This window comes from Trinickia sp. Z7, from assembly GCF_056498045.1.
Map to the genome: position 1 here is coordinate 69,588 of NZ_JAUEQW010000002.1, position 22,414 is coordinate 92,001.

19 protein-coding genes are annotated in these 22,414 nt (G+C 64.9%); 9 read left to right on the forward strand and 10 right to left on the reverse strand.

The genetic code is table 11. The features are described from left to right. Window positions 1-67: 67 nt before the first annotated feature. Window positions 68-1,675 carry a carboxyl transferase domain-containing protein gene (locus QQS38_RS04390; protein ID WP_479644157.1) on the reverse strand — a complete coding sequence of 536 codons (1,608 nt, stop codon included), beginning with the start codon at window positions 1,673-1,675 and terminating at the stop codon, window positions 68-70. Between the two features lie 54 nt (window positions 1,676-1,729). Continuing rightward, window positions 1,730-2,911, reverse strand: a complete 1,182-nt coding sequence (locus QQS38_RS04395) for an isovaleryl-CoA dehydrogenase (protein ID WP_479644158.1) — start codon at window positions 2,909-2,911, stop codon at window positions 1,730-1,732. Window positions 2,912-3,114: 203 nt separating this feature from the next. Between QQS38_RS04395 and QQS38_RS04400 the strand changes: the two genes are divergently transcribed. From QQS38_RS04400 to QQS38_RS04410, 3 genes are all read left to right on the forward strand, one after another. Beyond that, complete coding sequence (locus QQS38_RS04400) at window positions 3,115-3,915, forward strand: TetR/AcrR family transcriptional regulator (protein WP_479644159.1); 801 nt, start codon at window positions 3,115-3,117, stop codon at window positions 3,913-3,915. A gap of 122 nt (window positions 3,916-4,037) precedes the next feature. Then, window positions 4,038-5,048, forward strand: coding sequence for a DUF2891 domain-containing protein (locus QQS38_RS04405; RefSeq protein WP_479644160.1), 1,011 nt, complete (start codon window positions 4,038-4,040; stop codon window positions 5,046-5,048). Window positions 5,049-5,238: 190 nt separating this feature from the next. Then, entirely contained in the window at window positions 5,239-5,535 is a 297-nt protein-coding gene (locus QQS38_RS04410) for a hypothetical protein (RefSeq protein WP_479644161.1), read from the forward strand. A gap of 19 nt (window positions 5,536-5,554) precedes the next feature. On the opposite strand, the gene QQS38_RS04415 is transcribed toward QQS38_RS04410, so the two are convergent. From QQS38_RS04415 to mreB, 4 genes are all read right to left on the reverse strand, one after another. Next, entirely contained in the window at window positions 5,555-7,846 is a 2,292-nt protein-coding gene (locus tag QQS38_RS04415; protein ID WP_479644162.1) for an amylo-alpha-1,6-glucosidase, read from the reverse strand. A gap of 158 nt (window positions 7,847-8,004) precedes the next feature. Next, window positions 8,005-8,787: an alpha/beta fold hydrolase gene (locus QQS38_RS04420; RefSeq protein WP_479644527.1), complete on the reverse strand. Its 783-nt coding sequence runs from the start codon at window positions 8,785-8,787 to the stop codon at window positions 8,005-8,007. Between the two features lie 101 nt (window positions 8,788-8,888). Further along, window positions 8,889-9,758: an MOSC domain-containing protein gene (locus tag QQS38_RS04425; RefSeq protein WP_479644163.1), complete on the reverse strand. Its 870-nt coding sequence runs from the start codon at window positions 9,756-9,758 to the stop codon at window positions 8,889-8,891. Window positions 9,759-9,943: 185 nt separating this feature from the next. Beyond that, entirely contained in the window at window positions 9,944-10,981 is a 1,038-nt protein-coding gene (gene mreB / locus QQS38_RS04430; protein WP_479644164.1) for a rod shape-determining protein MreB, read from the reverse strand. A 272-nt stretch (window positions 10,982-11,253) separates the two neighbouring features. On the opposite strand from mreB, the gene QQS38_RS04435 reads away from it, so the two are divergent. After that, window positions 11,254-12,837 (forward strand): ABC1 kinase family protein, encoded by a 1,584-nt coding sequence (locus QQS38_RS04435; protein ID WP_479644165.1) that lies wholly within the window; start codon window positions 11,254-11,256, stop codon window positions 12,835-12,837. A 172-nt stretch (window positions 12,838-13,009) separates the two neighbouring features. Here the strand turns inward: QQS38_RS04435 and QQS38_RS04440 are convergent, their stop codons facing one another. Beyond that, window positions 13,010-14,011: a L,D-transpeptidase gene (locus QQS38_RS04440; RefSeq protein ID WP_479644166.1), complete on the reverse strand. Its 1,002-nt coding sequence runs from the start codon at window positions 14,009-14,011 to the stop codon at window positions 13,010-13,012. A 14-nt stretch (window positions 14,012-14,025) separates the two neighbouring features. On the opposite strand from QQS38_RS04440, the gene QQS38_RS04445 reads away from it, so the two are divergent. Further along, entirely contained in the window at window positions 14,026-14,799 is a 774-nt protein-coding gene (locus QQS38_RS04445; RefSeq protein ID WP_479644167.1) for a hypothetical protein, read from the forward strand. Here the strand turns inward: QQS38_RS04445 and QQS38_RS04450 are convergent. Next, a complete protein-coding gene (locus QQS38_RS04450) occupies window positions 14,794-16,455 on the reverse strand; it encodes a S10 family peptidase (protein ID WP_479644168.1) in 1,662 nt (553 codons plus the stop codon). The two genes, QQS38_RS04445 and QQS38_RS04450, sit on opposite strands and share 6 nt — an antisense overlap. Window positions 16,456-16,600: 145 nt before the next feature. Beyond that, window positions 16,601-18,214: a S53 family peptidase gene (locus QQS38_RS04455; RefSeq protein WP_479644169.1), complete on the reverse strand. Its 1,614-nt coding sequence runs from the start codon at window positions 18,212-18,214 to the stop codon at window positions 16,601-16,603. Window positions 18,215-18,581: 367 nt separating this feature from the next. Between QQS38_RS04455 and QQS38_RS04460 the strand changes: the two genes are divergently transcribed. After that, window positions 18,582-19,088: a DUF1993 domain-containing protein gene (locus QQS38_RS04460; RefSeq protein ID WP_479644170.1), complete on the forward strand. Its 507-nt coding sequence runs from the start codon at window positions 18,582-18,584 to the stop codon at window positions 19,086-19,088. A gap of 97 nt (window positions 19,089-19,185) precedes the next feature. Here QQS38_RS04460 and QQS38_RS04465 read toward each other — a convergent pair whose 3' ends face one another. Further along, on the reverse strand, window positions 19,186-19,824 hold the full coding sequence (locus QQS38_RS04465) for a LysE family translocator (RefSeq protein ID WP_479644171.1): 639 nt from the start codon (window positions 19,822-19,824) through the stop codon (window positions 19,186-19,188). Between the two features lie 317 nt (window positions 19,825-20,141). On the opposite strand from QQS38_RS04465, the gene QQS38_RS04470 reads away from it, so the two are divergent. The 3 genes from QQS38_RS04470 (at window position 20,142) to QQS38_RS04480 (ending at window position 22,376) form a co-directional block, all read left to right on the forward strand. Beyond that, the gene (locus QQS38_RS04470) at window positions 20,142-20,444 is read left to right on the forward strand and encodes an ArsR/SmtB family transcription factor (protein WP_479644172.1); all 303 of its coding nucleotides are present in this window, start codon (window positions 20,142-20,144) and stop codon (window positions 20,442-20,444) included. Between the two features lie 96 nt (window positions 20,445-20,540). Then, window positions 20,541-21,599: an alkene reductase gene (locus QQS38_RS04475; protein WP_479644173.1), complete on the forward strand. Its 1,059-nt coding sequence runs from the start codon at window positions 20,541-20,543 to the stop codon at window positions 21,597-21,599. A gap of 18 nt (window positions 21,600-21,617) precedes the next feature. Beyond that, window positions 21,618-22,376, forward strand: a complete 759-nt coding sequence (locus tag QQS38_RS04480; protein ID WP_479644174.1) for an SDR family oxidoreductase — start codon at window positions 21,618-21,620, stop codon at window positions 22,374-22,376. The last annotated feature ends 38 nt before the right edge of the window (window positions 22,377-22,414 follow it).

Below are 22,414 nucleotides of genomic sequence, written 5' to 3' on the forward strand. Positions count from 1 at the left end.
CGTCTCCTTGCCTTGGGCTAGGCTGCGTTCGCAGCGAATCCGAGCTTGCGAACGCGCCTTGCCCGCATCACATTCTGAACACGCCGAAGCGCGTCTCCTCGATGGGTGCGTTCATCGCCGCGGAGAGCCCGAGGCCCAGCACATCGCGCGTTTGCGCCGGATCGATCACGCCGTCGTCCCACAGCCGCGCGCTCGCGTAATACGGATGCCCTTGATGCTCGTATTGCTCGCGAATCGGGCGCTTGAACGCTTCTTCCTCGTCGGGGCTCCACGCGCCGCCTTTCGCTTCGATCCCGTCGCGCTTGACCGTCGCGAGGACCGAAGCGGCCTGCTCGCCGCCCATCACCGAGATGCGCGCGTTCGGCCACATCCATAGGAAGCGCGGCGAATAGGCACGGCCGCACATACCGTAGTTCCCCGCACCGAACGAGCCGCCGATGATGACCGTGAACTTGGGCACCTTCGCGGTCGCCACGGCAGTGACCATCTTCGCTCCGTTTCTCGCGATCCCTTCGTTCTCGTACTTGCGGCCCACCATGAACCCGGTGATGTTTTGCAGGAACACGAGCGGGATTTTGCGCTGGCAGCAAAGCTCGATGAAGTGCGCGCCCTTGAGCGCGGATTCGGAGAACAAAATGCCGTTGTTCGCGATGATGCCGACGGGGTGGCCCCAGATATGCGCGAAGCCGGTGACGAGCGTCGTCCCGTACCGCGCCTTGAATTCGTCGAACTCGGAATCGTCGACGATGCGGGCGATCACTTCGCGCACGTCGAACGGCTTGCGCGTATCGACGGGAATCACGCCGTAAAGGCTTTGGGCATCGTAGCGCGGCGGCTTCGGCGCGCGCAGGGCAAGGGGGGCCTGTTTCGTCAAGTTGAGCTTGCCGACGATGCCGCGTGCGAGCGCCAATGCGTGCGCATCGTTCTGCGCGAGATGATCGACCACCCCCGACAAACGTGTATGGACGTCGCCGCCGCCGAGATCCTCGGCGCTCACTTCCTCGCCCGTCGCCGCTTTGACGAGCGGCGGGCCGCCCAGGAAGATCGTGCCTTGATTCTTGACGATGATCGATTCGTCGCTCATCGCGGGCACATAGGCGCCGCCCGCCGTGCACGAGCCCATCACGACGGCGATCTGCGCGATGCCCGCGGCCGACATGTTCGCTTGATTGAAAAAGATGCGGCCGAAATGATCGCGATCGGGAAACACCTCGTCTTGATTGGGCAGGTTCGCACCGCCCGAATCGACGAGGTAGACGCACGGCAACCGGTTTTCGAACGCGATTTCCTGCGCGCGCACGTGCTTCTTGACGGTGATCGGGTAGTAAGTCCCGCCCTTGACCGTCGCATCGTTGCAGACGATCACGCACTCTTGTCCCGCGATGCGGCCGATGCCCGTGATGACGCCCGCGCCCGGCGCCGCGTCGTGATACATGCCGAACGCGGCCAGTTGCGAAAACTCGAGAAACGGCGTGCCGGGATCGAGCAACTGCGCGATCCGATCGCGCGGCAGCAGCTTGCCGCGCGAGACGTGCTTGTCGCGCGCGGCCTGGCCGCCCCCCAGCGCGACATGCGCGACCTTCGCGCGCAGATCGGCGACGAGCGCTTCCAATGCAGCGGCGTTCGCTCGAAATTCGTCCGAGCGTGGGTTCAACTTGCTTTCGATGATCGGCATAAGCTCGGTGCTCCGTCTCGCGGCTTGTGACTCAAAGGTGGATCGAGACCGGTGTCAAACCGTCTCGGCGAACAGCTCACGGCCGATGAGCATGCGGCGGATTTCGCTCGTGCCCGCACCGATTTCGTAGAGCTTCGCATCGCGCCACAACCGGCCGACGGGGTATTCGTTGATGTAGCCGTTGCCGCCGAGAATCTGAATGGCTTCGCCGGCCATCCACGTGGCTTTCTCGGCCGTATAGAGAATGACGCCCGCGCAGTCCTTGCGCACTTGCCGCACGTGCTCCTTGCCGAGCGTGTCGAGCTGGCGGCCCACCGCGTACAAATAAGCGCGGCATGCTTGCAGGGTCGTGTAAAGATCGGCCACCTTGCCTTGGATCAACTGAAATTCGCCGATCGCCTGCCCGAACTGCTTGCGATCGTGAATGTAGGGCACGACGGCGTCCATGCAGGCGAGCATGATGCCGGTCGGGCCGCCCGCTAGCACGGCGCGCTCGTAGTCGAGGCCGCTCATCAGCACCTTCACGCCGCCATGCAGGCTGCCGAGGATGTTTTCCTCGGGCACTTCGACGTCTTCGAACACTAGCTCGCCCGTATGCGAGCCGCGCATGCCGAGCTTGTCGAGCTTTTGCGCGACCGAGAAGCCCTTCATGCCCTTCTCGACGATGAAAGCCGTAATGCCGCGCGGGCCGGCTTCGACATCCGTCTTCGCATAGACCACGAGCGTGTCGCAATCGGGGCCGTTCGTGATCCACATCTTGGTGCCGTTCAAGACGTACCGGTCGCCGCGCTTGTCGGCGCGCAGCTTCATGCTGACGACGTCCGAACCGGCATTGGGCTCGCTCATCGCGAGCGCGCCCACGTGCTCGCCCGATACGAGCTTGGGCAGGTACTTGCTCTTTTGCGCCGGCGTGCCGTTGCGGTGGATTTGATTGACGCACAGGTTCGAGTGCGCGCCGTACGACAAGCCGACGGACGCCGACGCGCGCGAAATCTCTTCCATCGCCACCATGTGCGCCGTATAGCCCATGTTCGCGCCGCCGTATTCCTCCGAAACGGTCATGCCGAGCACGCCGAGTTCGCCGAACTTGCGCCACAGGTCCATCGGGAATTGATCGGTGCGGTCGATTTGCGCCGCGCGGGGCGCGATTTCCTTCGCCGCGAAATGGGCGAGCGTATCGCGCAGCATGTCGATGTCTTCGCCGAGCGCGAATTGCAAACCAGGCACATTGCTCATGGATGTCTCCTCGAATTCCGATTGGGGCCGGACCGCCCCGCGAGCGGCAAACGCGCCCGATCACCGCGCATTTCACGCCACATTTACGTAAGCGTCAATAATTTTTTTGAGGAATGCTCATTTTTCTACGCACCCGCATGCTGCGCGACGATGCCGGTGCTACTATCCCACCCATCACCCGCGCCGATCCGTCGAAATTGAACATGACTCAAGCCGTTGAAGAATCGAAGGCCGAAGTAGGCGCCGCCCGTCGCCAGCCGGCCGGACGCAAGTCGCAGCAACGCGTGAAGGACATTCTTCGGGCCGGGCGCGAAGTGTTCTCCGAAAAAGGCTACGAACGCGCGACCACGGCGGAGATCGCCCAACGGCTCGGCGTGTCCGAGGCGACCGTCTTCAGCTACTTTCGCGGCAAGCGCGAACTGTGCGCGCGCGTGATCGCCGATTGGTACGACGAAATCATCGCAGCCATCGAGACGGGGCTGCCGAGAGAAAGCGGCCACCGCCAACAATTCGCCTTCATCGTTCGCACCCATTTGCGCTTGATGCTCGTGCACGGCACCGGCATGTGCTCGCTCGTCTTGTCCGAAGGCCGCGCGAAACATCACGAACTGAGCGCCGAACTGACGGCGTTGCAGCGCCGCTATACAGCCCCGCTCATGCGTGTGCTCGCGCAAGCGCAACAGGCAGGGCAGATTCGCACCGATGTGCCGCTGCGCTTGATGCGCTCGATGGTATTCGGCCCGATGGAGCACGTGCTGTGGGATGCCACGCTGGGGCAGCGCACGCCCGATATCGATGCGACGGCCGAACGCCTGGTCGACGTTCTCTGGACCGCGCTGCAGCCGCCCGCGCCCGCCGTCACGTCGTTGCTCCGGCTCAAAGACGATTTGAGCGAGGCCATGCGCCGCTATCAAGCGGCCCCCCAGCTCGAGCGAGACGAAAATGAGGCGTGGGCCGCCGCCGACGGCAAGCGCAAAACGCGTCGGGTCAAAACGGGCGATTGAAATGGGGCCGCCGTTGCCTCTATCGTCGAGCGGCCATCGCTCGTCGAATCGTTCCCGCTCATGGCTTGCCGAAGCTTTTGCACCGGACTATCGTTAGCGCACCGGATCTACTGCCCGCCTCGATGACTACCCGACTCACGCCCGCGATCGCCGCCAAGTTCGCCGCCCTCGCACTGGCCCACCTCACGCGCGAATACCCGAACAAGCTCACCCATTCGCTCGCAGGCCCGCAAGACGTGCAATCGCCGCGCGAACTCCATCCGATTTTCTACGGCAGCTACGACTGGCACTCGTGCGTGCACGGCTATTGGTTGTTGTTGCGTCTGCTCGATCGGTATCCCGATCTGCCGCAAGCACCGCAGATTCTCGCCGTCGTCGACGCGCATTTCACGCCGGCCAATGTGGCGAGCGAACTCGCTTACTTGAGTCTGCCTCACAATCGTGGGTTCGAGCGGCCGTATGGCTGGGGCTGGTTGCTCGCGCTCGCCGGCCAACTCGACGCCATGCGCTCCATCGAGGCCGCGCGATGGGCTGCGACGCTTGCGCCGCTGACGGCCTGGTTCATCGAGCGGTTTACGGAGTTTCTGCCGAAGGCGACTTATCCGCTGCGCGTCGGCACGCATTTCAACACAGCGTTCGCACTTGCGCTCGCGCTCGATTTCGCACGTGGAACGGGCAGAACGTCGTTCGGCGCGCTGATCGAAGCCACGGCCCGGCGCTGGTACGAGGACGATGCCGACTGTCAGGCCTGGGAGCCGAGCGGCGACGAATTCCTCTCGCCCGCGCTGATGGAAGCCGAACTGATGCGGCGCGTATTGCCGCTCGACGCGTTCCTCGTCTGGTTCGATCGATTCTTGCCGCGTCTCTCGCGACGGCAACCGGCCACCTTGTTCGCCCCTGCCACCGTCACCGATCGCACCGACGGCAAGATCGCGCATCTGGACGGACTGAACTTGAGCCGCGCGTGGTGCCAACGCTCGATCGCAACCGCCCTGCCCGCGGGGGACCCGCGCAAGCTCGCGCTCGAGCAAGCAGCCGAAACGCATCTGAATGCGGCGCTCGCTCACGTCGCCGGCGATTACATGGGCGAGCACTGGCTCGCGACCTTTGCTTTGCTTGCGCTCGAAGCCTGAGCGCCCCGCGCGCCCTTCTCCGGAACGGGCCAGACCGGTGCCATGCGGTTTCTTTTTAAGCTTTTTTTAAGCGTCGCCGCCTAGATTTCATGCGCATCGGCGTGCGGCGACGAACGATTCGACCGCGCGCCGCACTGCGTTGCTGCTGCGAAGGCAGCAACGCTTTCGCTCATCACGATGAGGTCCAGCCATGTCTCATCCGCAGATTGCATCGCTCAGCCTCGCCTGCCTGGTCGGCCTGTTTCCGCTTGCCGCCCACGCGACCGAAGACACCGCATTGGCCGCACCCAACCCGCTCCTTTCATCGACGCCGCTCACACCCGGCAGCTTCACCGTGCTGCACGTGAGATCCGGCGCGGCCAATGCCAGCGCACGTATGGCGCCCGTCATCTACGGACCCGACTTCGTGCCCAAGTGGCAGATACGCGCAGGCACGCCTCGCACGGGCGCCTCCAAACTGGAAGGCGAACAATTTCGCTTTCGCTGAAGCCCCGCGCGGCGCGCCGCTACAGTATCGCCACGACGCGTGCGTTGCCGTCGCTGGTGGACGGCACCACCTTCTCGCCGACGCGCCGGAACGTGATCGACACCGAGCCTTCGCCGACACGCAGATTGCGCAATTCGAGCCAGTCGATCCCTTCCGGCAGCGCCGGCTGGTCGATGCGCACCTCGCCGTGCACAGCGTCGATGGTCACACCCAGACACGCTTCGAGCATCATGAACGGCGCGCCCGCGGCCCAAGCTTGCGGCAGACAAGCCACCGGGTAGGCGGTGGGCGGCTCGCCGCGCTCGCGTGTGAAGCCGCAGAAAAGCTCCGGCAATCGCATATCGAAGCTGACCGCCGCTTCGAACAGCGCCTGGAGCAAACGCACGGCGGCCTGCTTGTTGCCGTAGCGCGCCAGCCCGCGCGCGCACAGCGCGTTATCGTGCGGCCAAACCGAGCCGTTGTGATACGCCATCGGATTGAAGCGCGCTTGCCCCGCGGCCAGCGTGCGCACGCCCCAACCGGTATGGAACAGGGTCGATTGCAGTTGCCTGGCAACCGCTTCTCCGCGCCCGCGCGAGGGCAACCCGAAGGCGAGCAAGTGCCCGGCGTTCGACGCGAGCACGCGGCATAGCTCGCCGTGCCCGTCGAGAGCAATGCCGTAAAAATCCTGATCCGGCATCCAATACAGCGCCTCCACGCGCTCTCGCAGCGCCGCTGCGCGGGCGGCGTAACGCGCCGAGTCCTCGGCAAGCCCGCGCTGCGCCGCGAATTCGGCCATCGTATCGAACGCGGCACACGCGTAAGCCTGCACCTCGACGAGCGCGATCGGACCGTCGGGCATTCTGCCGTCCGCGTGAAAGACCGAATCGTGGCTATCCTTCCAGCCTTGATTGGCCAAACCGCGATCGGACTCGCACCGATAATCGACGAGCCCGTTGGGATTCTTGTCGCAGACATTCGCGACCCACTGGGCCGCCCGCTCGAGCGCCGGCCACAACTCGGCGATGAAGGCATGGTCTCCCGTGCGAGACGCATAAGCGCCCGCGAGCACGATGAACAGCGGGGTGGTGTCGACGCCGCCGTAATAGAGCGCAAACGGCACCTCGCCCGTGGCGGCCATTTCGCTCTTGCGCATTTCGTGCATGATCTTGCCCGTCGCCGCATCGCGAAACTTCGAATCTTCGCGGGCCTGATGTTCGGCAAGAAACCGCAGCACGCCGCGCGCGAGCCACGGCTGCAGCCATAAAGTCTGCAACGATGTGATGACGGCATCGCGCCCGAACGGCGTCGAGAACCATGGGATGCCCGCATACGGATAGGGGCCCGTCGGCAGATCCGTCGTGAGCAAGCTCAGATCGGCGAACGAGCGCTCGAGCCACGCGTTGAACAACGGATTGCTGGAACGCAGCCGGGCCGTCGCCCGCCGGCGTTCGCGCATCGACAAGTGTGCGTTCGCCAGCGCCGCGCGCACCGCCACCCGCCCCACGCGCGGCCGCATGGCGTCGATCTGCGTCAAGTGCGCCGGATGCGAGCTATGCGGCGGCTGTGCAATTTGCGCATTCGGCGGCTCGGCTCCTTGCTGGGCCGTCAACGCACGGGTATGGGCCGCGACCGACAGGTAAATCGAAACGCAAGCGTGCGCCGACAGTTCGATCGTGTAATCGGCGCGATCGGCGAACAAGTGATTCGGCGTCGGGGCGAATGCGACGTCGACGTGCCGTTGCACCCGATCTAGCCCGACATAGCCCAGCCGCACGTCGTCGCGGCCGACCTTCGGCGGCTCGGTGGTGCCGTGTTGGGTGCGCTTCAAGCCGCGCACTTCGAACATGTCTTTGAAATCGCTGGCGAACGAGATCGACAGCGGCACCACCGCGTCGCTGTAGCCGTAGTTCGTCAACGTAATCGCTTCGTAAAGGATCGTTCCACTCAGAATGCGCAAGCGTTCGACGTGAATCACGCCCTCGGGCGTCCCTTCCCCGCCGATAGGTGGCAGCGGCCGATTCGTGAGATGCGCCGTGAACGACGCATTGTCGTTGCTGACGTTGCCCGAGAGCAGCGATGGCGCCCTGCCGCCGAACGTGAGCCTCAATTGCGACAACATACGCGTATCGTTGACGAAGAGGCCGTCGTCGAGACCGTTGATGTCCCCCAAGGGATCGTTGACGACGAAGGTGTCGCCCGACTTCAAGACATACTGGCTCGTCCGGGCGATGTACGGGTGCTCCGGCGCGATGAATGCGCCGTCCGGTTCGCCCTGCAACGGGGCGCCGGTTTGCGTTGGGGTGTCGCTGAGTGCTTCGGTGTCGAGCATCGTTTAGCTCCTTTGCTCCAAGCCCATGCTTTGCGGTCGTCGGCCTGCCTCGATTGTAGGCGACGCCTGCATAGAACGACCGCACAACCCAAAGTTTTCGCGTTCAGGCAGCGGCGCAAACCAAATGCCTGCGCTGCGCGCCCACCCAAGCGGCGCGCTCAATCCAATTCGCGCAAAAATTCGTCGACGTGGCGATTGAAGGCGCTGGGGTGCGCGAGATTCATTCCATGCGAAGCGCCGCGTATCGTATGGCGCCGCACGTCGGGCAGCCAACCCTCGAGCATGGCGACGTTGCGCCGGAACAAGTCGGGGCTCTTCTCGCCGTCGATCAGCAGCGTCGGGCACCTCAAACTCCATGCGTCTTCCCGCCGATAAGCGGGCAGCGGGTCCTTGAATTGCAGCGGCAGCGTCGAAGCATTGTCCAGCGCCATCGCACGAAATGCCTGCGTGCTCTTGGCCCACGAGCCGACCCGGCTTACCGAATCGACGAATAGCTGCACGCCGGGCTCGGTGTGCCCCTGTTCGATCAAGTGAGCGGCACGCGCACGCAGCGCATTGACCGTATCCGGCAGCACGGCATGGGGCTGCCCCGGCGCCGATAGCGGGCCGCCGGGATCGGCGAGCGTGAGCGTTTGCAGGTGCTGGGGATGGCGCACGGCGAATTGAAACGCGACCGCGCCTCCGCGCGAGTGGGCGACAACGTGCGCAGGGCCGCCGCCGAGCTCTTCGAGGAATTGGGCGAGCTCGTCGGCGTGCCGGCTCCAACTGAACGGAAACGTACGCGGCAGCTCCGGCAGCGGCCAATAGTGCGTCAAGCTCACGGCGACGCAACGGTAGCGGCCCGACAACCCCGCAAGCTGCGGCTGCCAATACCGATAGTCGCAAAGCGACCCGTGCACGAATAGAACGAGCGGGCCGGCGCCGCGCTCGACGTATGGCATACGCAAGCCGTTGTCGAGGGCAATCGAGCGGACTTCATCGACCGGCGCCGCGGATACGCGGCGCGCGCCATCGGAGTGAGCGGTCATGAGCGCGGCCTCGCTCATGCGTCGAATCGCAGTTCGGCGTCGACCGTTTGGCCGACCTCCAATGTACCGCCTACGCCGGCGAGAATGATGGCGTTCTGTCCGAATGTGAGCGCGCCGTCCATGCGGCTGTCGGCGCGGTAGGTGCGCAGCGTATCGGTCGGTTCCGTCGGCCAGCGCGGGTCGGGCATGCCGCGGGCCTGATCGATCGTGGGAATCGGGCACCGCGTGCAAGGCTTGACGATGCGCAGCGCGATCGCTCCGCCCGCCGCGGCAATGGACAGCGACTCGGCATAGTCCTCTTCGTAAGCGGGCATTCCCTCGATGACGAGGTTCGGCCGAAAACGATTCATCGGTATCGGGTCGACACCCTTGCTTGCCAAACGCGCGTTCAAATCGTCGAGCGAGGCCTGGCCGAGTACGAGTAGCGGAAAACCGTCGGCAAACTGTACGTTCGCCGTGACCTCTCCCGTCCACTCGCGGCTCGCCTCCCGTTCATAGCCTGGGTCGAAGCGCACGAGTCGCACCGGCTCGCCGAGGAAATCGGAGAACCAGCGTGCAGCTTCTTCCCCTGCATGCAGCGCCGGCACCGTATCGCCCCAGACCGAAGCGGCCACGACGGGCGAGCGTTCGAGCGCGGCGGCATGAAGCGCAAGACGGAGCGTGTCCATGCCCGGCGCGCCGACAGCCAGCGCGTCGCCTTCGAACGTCGGCTGAACCAGCGCAAGACGCGCATGGGTGCGTTGCGAGATGAAACGGCTGCGCGCATCGATCACCATCCAGTTGCGATCGTACTCGAGGCCGTAATGGGTGAGACGCACGGCGTCGCGCGCAATGGCGGCACACGACTTGATGGGATAAACGTTGAGTTGGCTGATCGAAGGCATAAACGGCCGGCGCACGCGAACGCGAAAAGCGAAATGGGGATGGTACCACCGGCTCCGCCATCTCGCGGGCGCCGCTCCGCCCGGCCCGAATCGGCCCGAATCGGCCCTATCCGGCCGCGCAGCCGCGCGAAGCGCGCCCGAGCGGCACGCGTCCGATCGCGCGTCGACCGCGCGGAATGTCCCGATTACTGCAAGAACGAGGCCGAATCGACGTAGTCGGCCGCCGCGCCCGCCCCACGTACGGCGCACGTGAGCGGCTCGTGCGCAATGCGCACGGCCAGTCCGGTTTCCTCGCAAAGCCGCTTGTCGAGATTGGCCAACAAAGCGCCCCCGCCCGTCAGCACGATTCCGGTATCGGCGATATCGGTAACGAGTTCGGGCGGCGCGTTCTCGAGCGCATTCTTGACCGCGCCGATGACGGTTTTCAGCGGCACGGCCAGCGCCTCGGCCACATCGTGGTTGGTCAGCTCGACCGTGCGCGGCAGGCCGTCGTTCAAGCTGCGCCCGACCGCGCGCATCCGCTGATGCGGCACATCGAGCGTCGCCGTGCCGATCGTTTTCTTCACGAGTTCGGCCGTTTGGTCGCCGAGAATCACGCCGTAAGTGCTGCGCACGTGACTGATGATCGCCGCATCGAATTGATCGCCCCCCACCCGCACCGAGGTTTGGTAGGCGATGCCGCCCAGCGAGACGACCCCCACCTCCGTGGTGCCGCCGCCGATATCGACGACCATCGAGCCGCGCGCTTCGGAGACGGGCAGCCCCGCCCCGACCGCGGCAGCGAGCGATTCGCCGATCAGCGTCACTTTGGCGGCCCCGGCGGCCAGCGCCGCCTCGCGGATCGCGCGCCGCTCCACGGCCGTCGCATTCGACGGGACGCAAATCGTGAACTCGGCTCTGCGGCCGAACAGCGAGCGCAGTTGCGCCATATCGATGAACTCGCGGAACATGCGCTCGGCCGCGGAAAAATTGGCGATCACGCCGTGGCGCATCGGCCGCACGGCTTCCAGGTTGCCGGGCGAGCGCCCGAGCAATTGCTTCGCTTGATCGCCGACCGCGGCCACCCGGGCCTGGCCGGCATCCGCGTTCTTCTGGAAGCAGACGACCGACGGCTGGTTCAGGACGATGCCCTTGCCGCGCGTATAGATGAGCGTGTTGGCCGTGCCGAGATCGACCGCCACGCCTTGCGGGAACAGTCGATCGAAGAATGCATGATGCGACATCGTTGACTCTCTCATGGATGACAACAACGACGTACGTCCCGTCAGGGCAGCCGAGGCGCACGCTGTGCTCGTTGCGGGTAAGCACCGACGGGCCGATGCCCCCTTTACGGCAGGCCGAAGCATAACTTTAGGGTCGGTAGAGCTTTTCTCATTGTGCAGCGCCGCAATCAGCCGCCTTCCGTCGAGCTTTCAGTGACACGCGTGCCTGCACACGGCGAGCGGCTCGTGGCATGCTTGCCGTCCGTAACCATCGAAACGCCTCCGCCCCTTTCATGCGCACTACGTTACGCCGGCTACGCTTACTGTTTTTCGCGCTGCGCTACGGCGTGCGCCTGCTGTGGTCCACAGCACCGCATGAGCGGCGCGTGCATTGGATCGCCACGCTGGTGGTCCGGCTGCACGCGTCGCCGGATGCAAGAGAGGCGCTGCATAGAGCGCTCCCGCTGCTGGGGCCGCTCGCCAGCGCGTTTGCCGCTCAATCGGTGCGCAATCCGCAAGGACTCAGCCGCTCCCTGCACGAAGCGTTCGATTTGATCGCTCGCACCGAAAAGGCGCTCGCCACTGCGCTCCCGCCCGACGCCGTGCTGCCCGCGCTGCGTGCGGCGCTGCCCCGGCCGCCCGAGCTCGCTTTCGCCGCCATCGATCTCGTCGCGCGCGACAGCAGCATCGGCGAGCAGGCGCATGCCGCCCGGCTGGCCCGGGCCGAGCGCACCACGCGCGAAGGCCGCCGTTATAACGATGTCACAATCAAGTTGCTCAGGGTGAAGGAGATCGAGCGCATCGGCGACGACATCGCCGTGCTCGGATGGGTCGCACGCTGGCTCGACCGCTGCCTGCCCGCGGCGCGTGCGCTGCAGTTGCATACGCTGGCACAAGCCCTTGCAGTCGACGTGCAACGCCGCTTCGACCTACGTGCCGAGGCGGCGAATCTGTCGCAGACGGGGCAACATTTCCGCGACGACGAGCGTGTCGTGGTGCCGGACGTCGTCTGGGAGTTGAGCAGCGACCATGCGCTCGTCATCGAGCACATCGAAACGCTGCCGGTGAACGACCTCCAAGGCCTGCGCCTGCGCGGCATCGATCTGGAGCAGTTGGCCGAACGCGTCGTCGAAGCGATCATCGAACAGGCGTTCTCCCGCGGTTTTTTCCATGCCGCTCTCGACGCCGAACGCTTGCGGGTGAGCGTCGAGGCCGCCACGTTCGGCAAGCTCGTGTTCGGCGACGGCAAAACCATGACGACGCTCAGCGAGCCGGAGCGCGAATTCTTCGTTCACGGCGCTTGCGCGTTGTTCGAGCAGGAGTACGGCCAGTTGGCGGCGATGCACCGGCAAGCCGGTCACGTTGCCCCCGAGACGCGCGGCGAAGTATTGGAAGCGGAGTTGCGCACGCGCGCGGAGCCTCATTTCGCCGCAACGATCGACGGACGTTCGGCCGCCGCGCTCTTGCAACATCTGCTCGGCGCGCTCGAGCCGTTCGATGGCGAGGTTTCCGCGGCGCTGGGGCTCGCGCATCAAGCGCTCGCGCGGGCCGAATCGATCGCGCGCACGCTCGCGCCGAGTCTGGACACCTGGGCGATCGTCAAAGGCTCGCTCGAGGCGCTGGCCCGAGAGGATGCCGGCCACCGCGGTTGGATCAAACGCCTTTCGCGCGAATTGCCCCATCTCGCGACGATGCCGCGTCTGCCGACGCTGCTCGCGCAACGCCTTCAGCATTGGCACGAGCACCACGAAGGGCGCGATTCGCTCGTTTGGCTCGCGCAACTGCGGCGCGAGCAGCTTCGCACGCGCCGCTTGCTGTGGGCCTGTGCGCTGGGCGGTGTGCTGCTGGGCGCGGGAGCGATCTGGTTGGGCCGGTGAGGCATGCCGGGCGAGTCGCGGCTTCGTCGGGTTGGGTCTGCGGCCGCTCAGTCGGCAGCTCAGTCGGCAGCTCAGTCGGCAGCTCAGTCGGCGCTCGGTCGGCGCTCGGTCGGCGCTCGGTCGGCGCTTAGTCGGCGCTTAGTCGGCGCTGAACCGAACCTCGGTCACATCCTTAGTCGGCCGTATCGGCGCTACCCTGCATCCGCGCCCGCAGCTCCGGTCGCGGCAGCGCAGACCATGCGGGCCGGGCATGCACTCCCGAATCGATCACGACCAAATAGCGTCCGGCCCATGGGGTGACCGCGCGGTCCGAATGCAAGACCCAAAGGCCGATGCCGGCATCGGCCACCGCCTCGTACTCAGCGTCGAGCACCCCGTGATGATCCAGGAAGCGATCGAGGGAATTGGGGATTCTCACGCACCCCTTCGAGTGGCGGATGCCGAGCAAAGGTTCGAGCTTGTCGGGGTCGGTGGCATGCATTTGAAAACGGATCGACGATATTCCGCCCTTGCCCCACCCGCGTTCGGCGTCGGTCCAGCCAAAATCGAAAATTCGCATATCGCGTGCGCCATAGCCTCGAATGCCGTTTTCGTTCAGCGTGCCTTCGGCCCGAAAATCCATGTTGCTCGGGGTATGCTCGAACACGCCCACCGGCGTGACGAAGTGGTCGTAGCGACCCGGCCACCCCGTGGAGACCGGCGAGGCGCCGATCAGCATCCACTTGCCGGCCGGGTCGCCGCGGAAATAAATGAACAGTGCTTGCACGTTGGGATTGCGGTCGACGAGCACCACGTACTGTCGCGCCAGTGCGCCCAGCCCCTTGCCGGCCAACGCGGCTTGCAACCGCTCCCCGTAGGCCGATTGGTCGGACGGCGGGACCGCCAAGCGCCGCGTCACGTCGCTTTCGAACTGGCTGGCGAGTTTGAGCGCGTCGCGCGGGTCCAGGCGAGCGGCGACGTCGGCCGCCCGCTTGGCGGCGGCCGATACCGCCGCGGCTGCAGCGGAAGCCGCCTCGGCGATAGCGGCGGCTTCTGCTTCGGACGCTGGCGATGCCGTCGACGCAAGCGAGGGCGCGACTGCAGCAGATGCTGCCGCGGTTGGGTGCGTCGTGGACCCCGATGACGATTTGCGTCCCGCCGCCGTTGCCGTCGTCGCCGCTGAAGCGGGATGCAATCTCGATTGAGCAGATGCTGGATACGCCATCGACGCCGACGAACTCGCGTGCGCTGCCGAAGCCGCTGTTGCTGCGTGCGTCGACGATGGCGCTGCGGGTGCGGACGCAGGAGACGTCGCAGATGTTGCTGAAGCCGAACGGGCGCCGGATGCAACGGGCGTGGGCGCTGCGGCGGCCGCCGCAGCCGCGGCCAGGACGGCTGATCGAGCCGCCGCCACGGCCGAAGCGGATGCGGATGCGGATGCGGATGCAGATGCAGATGCCGACGCAGCCGATGCAGATGCCGATGCGGAGGAGGCCATCTCCGCACTCTGGGCAAATAGAGGCCAAGTCAGCAATACGCCGGTGGCCGTCCGAACGGCCACGGCCGAGTAGCGCGATCGTTTGTGGTTTCCTCGATAACTTTGCCTATCCGAGCCTTGGTTGCTCGATGCTCTGCCGTCCAGACGGGACTCCGGACGCCAGCCCGCCATTCTTCCATCGGTCATCAATGTTCATCGCCAAAAGTGCTTACCCTTGGCAACGAAGCAAGAGGCGTGCTCATTGTCGACCCAACCGCACCAGCCGACTCGGCGCCACTTGCCAGCATAAAAAACCGGCAGCGCCGATCAGTATCGGCCCTGCCGGTTCACGCGCCGGCGGGAACTTGGCGACGTCCATTCGATCGCATCTTGCCGCGTCGCTTGCCGTGCTTGCCGTGCTTGCCGTGCTTGCCGTGCTTGCCGTGCTTGCCGTGCTTGCCGTGCTTGCCACCTATGACTTTCTGCTCACCGACGGCCGCTTATGAGCGATTGCGTTGCTGCAACGTCCGCACTCGCGCCATCGCGGGCGCATCGGCGCTCACGGTGTCGTACATCTTTGCAAGATCGGCCTTGAGCGCGGTGCGTGAGCCACCGTCGAGATAAACCATGTGGCCCGACGGGTAAAACCGCGCCGACAAGTTATTGCGGACGGACTGTTCGATCAGCGGCATCTGCTGCAAATCGATCACCGTCTGATAGAACGGCGTCACGAAATCGTAAAAACCGTTGGCCGACAACACCTTCAGATCGACATTGAGCGCCATCACGGCAGCCAAGTCCCCCGCCGTGTACAGGATGATGTTCTCATGCGCGTCCTTGCCCTTTTGCTCTCCCGTCGGGTCCGTGTGGCTGAAATCCCAATACTTGAAGGCCTGATCGTTCAAGTCGGTGAACGATGACGTGGACGTGTACTTCAATTGCTCGTTGAGGTACTCGTTCCACATAGTCGTGTAGACGCCCGAAACGGCCGTCATCGTCGGATCGTTGCCGCCGGAGTTGGGATCGATCTGTCCCGCGATGCCGGTGTCGATCGCCGTCACGCGCCCGTCGTAGGCGCCGAGCGCCATGCCCTTGGACTTGAGCAGCGTCGTCAAAAACAGCGAATTGCCGCGGCTATCGTAGCCGGCAATGTCCAAACTCCACGCAAGCAGCGTCGCCTTGTCGATACCCGTGTACTGGGACAGTTTTTCGACCACGGTGCCGTCGGTCTGCGGGAACTTGCGCAGGGCGGTAAGGTAGTCGGTGCGGGCGAACTGCGCCACTTCTTCGACGAACGCACCGAGATCGGACGGCCGCGGCGCGATACCGAGCCGCTTGTGGTACCAGGCATCGGCCGCCGCGGTCGGCAACGCGCCGACAGGATTGCCCGCTTGCGCGTAATCGAGGATCGACGACTGCAGCGTCACGCCGTTCAAATCGATGCCGTCCTCGTGCAGCATGTACGCGAGCACGCAACTGCGTGCAGTGCCGTACGACTCCCCGAACAGGTACTTCGGCGAGTTCCAGCGATCGTTCTTGGTCAGAAAACGCTTGATGAATTGCTTGATCGAGCGCGCGTCCTGATCGACGCCCCAGAAGTCGCGGTTCTTATTGGGCGCGATCGCCGCCGAGTACCCCGTCCCGACCGGATTGATGAAAACGAGATCGCTGCGATCGAGCAAGCTGTCGGGATTGTCTTCGAGCGTATAAGGCGCCGGAGGCGTGAAACTGGGCATCGACGTCTTGATGCGCTTAGGCGCGAACGAGCCGAGCAGAACGAAGACAGCGGACGAACCCGGGCCGCCGTTATAGAAAAACGTGACGGGCCGCGTCTGTTCCTGCTGCTTGTCTTCGGTGAACGCAACGTAGAACATTTTTGCGTTCGGCTTCGAACTCGATTCGTCGACCGTGACCAAATGGCCGGCCGTCGCCGTGTAGTCGATCTTCCTGCCGCCGATCGTGATGGAGTGGTGGGTGATCGCCGCCGTTTCGCTCGTATCCGTGACGAAATCGTCGGGCCCCTTCCCGTAGGCGAGTTCGTCGTAGAAAGGCTGGTCGCCCTGCTGACGATTCAAGAAAACATGCGGCATCGAGGCTCTGCCCGGCGACGGCGCATGAGCGTTGTGCGGCGACGGTTGCGGGCTGCCCGTATCGGAATTCATCGTAATCGCTCCATCGGTTATGGCCGGCACGCGGGTCCGAGCACATGCACCGGCTGCGTTGGCGAACTACTCCTGCTTGCCCGCGCGACGCGACCCGACGCGCGAACGAGAAGACCTACACCAGAAAACCCATTGATTCGACCCGCTACCGCTTGGCGCCGGATGTGCCACCCGCTGCCGGCGCCGACGTGCCCAAGGCGTCGGCGATGCGACGGCCGTTGGGGCTGCCCAGGCCCGTGCAAGCGTCCCACCCCGGCCCGGCTGCATAGCTGCCGTTATTGCCGGAAGTGATGTCGTTGAACGCATACGCCGATGCATAGAGCTTCGCGTTCAGAAACCCCGCCGCGTTCCCGGCATTCGCGTTGATCCGGGCAACGAGCCCCGCGAAGAGCGGCGCCACGGCGCTCGTCCCTCCGACGGGCGCCCTCCGACCGTCGATGAGCACCTCGTAACCGGAACTGGGCGACGCATCCGCGGCGATGTCGGGCACGCCACGGCCCGTCAACGGCGCCGCCGCGCCATCGACGCGCGTCGCCTTCAAACCTTCCTGCCAGCTAGGCAGCGCAAACCGCGCGCTAATGCCACCACCCGTCGCGCCGCCCGAAGCGCCGTCGTTCCACACGACCTCTCTGGTAATCGACGTCCCCCCCGAGGCCGTCACATGCGTGCCGCCACACGCAAGCACGTAGGGGCTCGCCGCGGGGAAGTCGACGTTATCGGCGCCGTCGTAGGCGCCGTCGCTCGAACCGCTATCGCCCGATGCCGCGCAAACGGTCACGCCAAGCGCCACGGCCGAGCGCAGCGTGTCGTTGAAACTGGTGATCGCCTGCTCCGTCCATGAATGCTCGGGGCCGCCCCAACTGATCGACAACACCGATGGCTTGTTCGAGGCATCGTGCAGCGCGTGCGAGACGGCGTCGATGAAACCGGCATCGCTGTTCGGCGAGAAGTAAACGGCGATCGTCGCCTTCGGCGCAACCGCGCCCGCAATCTCGATATCGAGCGTCACCTCGCCATCGGCGCTGCTCGGATCGCCCGTGGGGTGATTGCCCCCTCCGTCGACCGGCACCGGCACGACGCGCGGGCTCGGCACGCCAAGCCCGCCGAAGTAGGCAGACAAGTCCGACGCGGCGTAGCCTCCGCCCAGTTCGATCAAGCCGATGCATTGGCCCGCGCCGTCACCGTCTGGAAAACCGTAGAGCTCCGCCAACTGCAACGGCGTGAATGCCTGCGCGGCAGCGTGCGCCGTCACGGGGCCGGACACCGGGCGCAGCCGAAAATGCGGTCGCGCTTGGGGCCGGTTGTCGAGCCCCAGCACGGCCGTGACGACTCCCGCAACGGATTGGGGAAGCGTGATCGCGCCCGTGCGACCGCGAAAGCGCCCGAGCGCCGGATGATCATAGTCTGAAAGTTCCACGCCGAAGGCAGCTTGGAAATGCTCGGCGGTCCCGGCCAGCACGGCTTTGGCTGCGCATGGGTCTTGCCGCTCGACCCGTAATTGGTATTCGCGCGCAAACGCTTCGAGCTTCGCGAAATCCTCGGGTGCAACGGCGAAACGCCTTTCGAATTCCTCTCGCGAGAGCGGCTCGGCATGGTCTTGAGCAATGCGCCGCACCAAATCGTCAAGTTCGCGTTCGCTGCGGCGGCGCAGCGTGACGACTACGTGCAGGGTTTCGTTCGGGTCGATGGGACCGAGGCACTTCGAATCCGCAACGGCTGCACGATCGCTGCCGGCAAGCCTCTGTCTCGCTTGGGTCATGTGTGACGCTCCTCACGCAATGGGTACGTCGAAGCTCCGACACGCGCCTTGGCCGCACAGTTCCTGATGCCGCGCGCCACGCTGGCGCGCCACGAAAAAGCGGCCACGCGCCAAGGAAAAGCATTCGTCGGACGACTCATCGAAGTGTAGTGCATCGAAGGCCGTGCGCGGCATGCGCCACGCGACCGTTGGCCGTTCGGTCTACCCTCCGACCGCCCGGCGCGGGCTATGCCATTTGCACTCCAGCAAACATTGCGGCGCCGGCATATGATTGCCGCGCGGCGGCGCAAATCGATTGCCACGCCCCGCCGCCCGGCCCCGCGGCCGACCGTTCGGAAATGCCAAATAAGAAAGGAAGACTCCCGACATGACTCTGTCTATGTACCAAGCATCGGTGCCCGTGTTCGCACGCGGGCTGACGAACCTGCGCGCCGTCCTGCAAAAAGGGCACGACCATGCTTTGACGCAGCACTTCGAGCCGTCGATCTTGCTGTCGAGCCGGCTCTACCCCAACATGCACCCGTTGACCCGGCAGGTGCAGATCGCCTCCGACGCAGCAAAGTTCTGCGTCGCGCGGCTGGCGGGAGTCGAGCCGCCCAAGTACGAGGACGTGGAGACGACGTTCGACGAGCTCTACGCGCGCATCGATAAAACGCTCGCTTATTTGCAAGATTTCGATGCGGCGCAACTCGAAGGCAGCGACTCGCGCACGGTCACGCTGACCGTGCCGAGCGGCAAGCACGAATTCATCGGTCACGCGTACCTGCTTCACTTCGCCGTGCCGAACTTCTTCTTCCACGTGACTACGGCTTACGCCATCTTGCGCCACAACGGCGTGGAGTTGGGCAAGTTCGATTACCTAGGCCGCGCGTAAGCGCACAAGGGTCGGCGCCGTCATGCCCGATATGCTCCGGGCTATCGGGCATGACGGCGTGCGGCCTGCGCAATCGTCTTGGGCTGTCTCGCGGGCTTCAGTCGAGGGACAGGCGCACGGCGAAGCCCAGCAAGGCAGCAGAGAAGGTCCAGCGCTGCAGCGTCTGCGCGAGGGGGTATTTGCGCAGCAATACCGCGATGCGCCCCGCGCCGACCGCATAGAGCGCATCGAACAGCATGCCGACGATCAGCAGCACGATTCCGAGTTCGGTCACCTGCAGTGCGATGGGGCCGGCGGCCGGCCGCAAGAATTGCGGCAGCAGCACGGAGCAGAACAGCAGCGCTTTCGGGTTCAGCAAGTTCGTGAGCAGCCCCTTGGCGAAGGCGTGCCGAAGGGCGCCGCGCTCGTTCGCCTGCGCGCTGGAGGCGCCGCTCGCTTGCAGCGCGAACATCGGCGAACGAAAGATTTGAAGCGCGATGTAAGCAAGATAAACCGCGCCGCCGTATCGAACGATTTCATAGAGCCACGGCGCGGCCTTGAGCAGCGCCGCCACGCCGCATGCCGAAAGCGTCACGTGCGTCGCACGCGAGACGGCCAGCCCGCAGGCGGCGGTCAACCCGGTGCGCGTGCCGCGAGCGATGCTGGTTTGCAGGATCAACGCCATGTCGGGGCCGGGAATCGCGTAGACGACGATGAGCGCGACGATGAAGGTGATGAGCAATTCGGCGGAGACCACGGCAACCTCGGGAAATCGTATGGGGTTCAGGTGCATTCAGGTGCATATTGTGCCGCGCGATGCGGAGCGATTTTCGGCAAAATTCAACGCACACCCAAAGCTGCTGAGGGCTTTCCACCACTAGCAACCCTCTTTTTCATAATTTTCCGCCCCTATGAGTGCGCTTCGTCAAAGATTGCACCGATGCGAACAGTCCCTATCAACCCCTTAGCGAATGCGGGTTTTGCTTATATCGTCAAAACACGATATAAGATTCTGTCAACGGCGATCCTGCCATCGAGTTTTGTGCCCGCTGCACGGACGCCCGGACGTTTGAAATGACGATAGACATAGACGCCATCCACAAGGCCCTGGCCAACCCGGTCCGACGCGAGATTCTCGCGTGGCTGAAGGAGCCGGAGGCTTACTTTCCCGCGCAAGAGGTACCGCTCGAATGCGGCGTGTGCGTCGGGCAGATCAACGCGCGCTGCGGCTTGTCGCAGTCGACCGTATCGGCCCACCTCGCGACGCTGCAAAGCGCGGGACTCGTCACGGTGAAGCGGATCGGCCAGTGGAGCTTTTTCAAGCGAGACGAAACCGTCATTCAAGCGTTTCTCGCATCGCTGCACAACGACCTGTAGGGCCGAGGTCCGATCATCAGCCGGCGCAGCGATGAACCCTTTTGACGCTAGCACCGCGACGCGTTCGACCCGTCGCGCTTATGAGGAAAACTTGCCATGCCCACATTGTTCGATCCGCTCGTCGTCGGCGATTTGACCTTGCCCAACCGCATCATCATGGCCCCGCTCACGCGCCAGCGCGCGGGCGACGAACGCCTGCCGAACGGTTTGATGGCCCAGTACTACGCGGAGCGCGCATCGGCCGGACTGATCATCAGCGAAGCCACCTCCGTCAGCCCCCAAGGGGTCGGCTACGCAGCCACCCCGGGCATTTGGTCGTCCGACCAAGTGGCTGGATGGAAGCACGTCACCGAGGCCGTCCATGCCGCTGGCGGCCGCATTTTCCTGCAGTTGTGGCATGTCGGCCGCGTCTCCGATCCCATCTTCCTGAACGGCGAACTGCCGGTGGCGCCGAGCGCCATCGCGCCGAGCGGCCACGTGAGCCTCGTGCGCCCGCAACGGCCGTTCGTCACGCCGCGCGCGCTCGAACTGGATGAAATCGCCGACGTCGTCGCGGCCTTCCGCAAAGGCGCCGAAAACGCGAAGGCCGCGGGTTTCGACGGCGTCGAGGTGCACGGGGCCAACGGCTACCTTCTCGATCAGTTCTTGCAAGACAGCACGAACCGCCGCACCGATGCCTACGGCGGCCCGCTCGAAAACCGCGCACGGCTTTTGCTCGAAGTCGTCGACGAATGCATTGCGGTATGGGGTGCGGGCCGCGTCGGCGTGCATCTCGCGCCGCGCGGGGATGCCCACACGATGGGCGATTCGAATCCAGCCGAAACCTTCGGCTATGTCGCGCGTGAACTCGGCAAACGGCGCATCGCGTTCATCTGCGCACGCGAATCGCTGGGCGAGAATCGCCTCGGGCCTCGGTTGAAGCAAGCGTTCGGCGGCGTTTATATTGCGAACGAGAAGTTCACGAAGGAAACGGCGCAGCACACGCTCGACGCGGGCGAAGCGGATGCCGTGGCGTGGGGCCAGTTGTTCATCGCGAACCCCGACCTGCCCACGCGCTTCAAGCTCGATGCGCCGCTGAACCAGCCGAACCCCGAGACCTACTACGCCGCGGGCGCTACCGGTTATGTCGACTATCCCGCTCTGGAAACGGCTTGAGCCACGACTGAAAAGACCATGACGCCTCCTTCGGACCGCCTCTCCAAAGCCATCGTCACGGGGCACACACGCGGCCTCGGTGCGGCGATCGTCGATGCACTGCGCTCGCGCGGCATCGACGTGCTCGGTGTCTCACGCTCGCCCGCCTTACCGGCGGCGCGGGCCGCGCGGCGCCCGGGCGGTTTCGATGAGGTGGAGCTCGATCTGTCCGACAGCGAAGCGGTTGCTCAATGGCTCGCCGGCGATCGACTGGCCAAGTTCGTCGGCGGCGCACAGCGCGCCTTGCTCGTCAACAATGCGGGGACGCTGGGACCGGTAGGCCCTTGCTCCGTGCAGCCGCCGCTCGACGTCGGGCGTGCGGTCGCGCTGAACGTCGCCGCGCCGCTGATGCTTTCGAGTGCATTTTGCGCCGCCACGGTGGGAATCCCGGATCGCCGCATCGCGCATGTATCGAGCGGCGCCGCACGCAATCCGTATCCGGGATGGAATATCTATTGCGCGACCAAAGCCGCACTCGATCATCACGCCCGCGCGGCCGCCCTCGATGCCGAGCCCGGCTTGCGCATTGCAAGCGTCGCCCCTGGGGTCGTCGATACGGATATGCAGGCGCAGATCCGAGGCGTCGACGACGCGCGCTTCCCGATGCGCGAACGCTTCGAGCAAATGAAGCGCAACGGGCAATTGACGTCGCCCGAAGAGGCCGCCGGCAACTTCGTCGGATATCTGCTTTCCGAAGCGTTCGGTCACACGGCGGCGGCGGACATCCGCTCGCTGTGATCGATGCTGCGGCGTGCGCGTGAAAGCGCGTCGCCGGT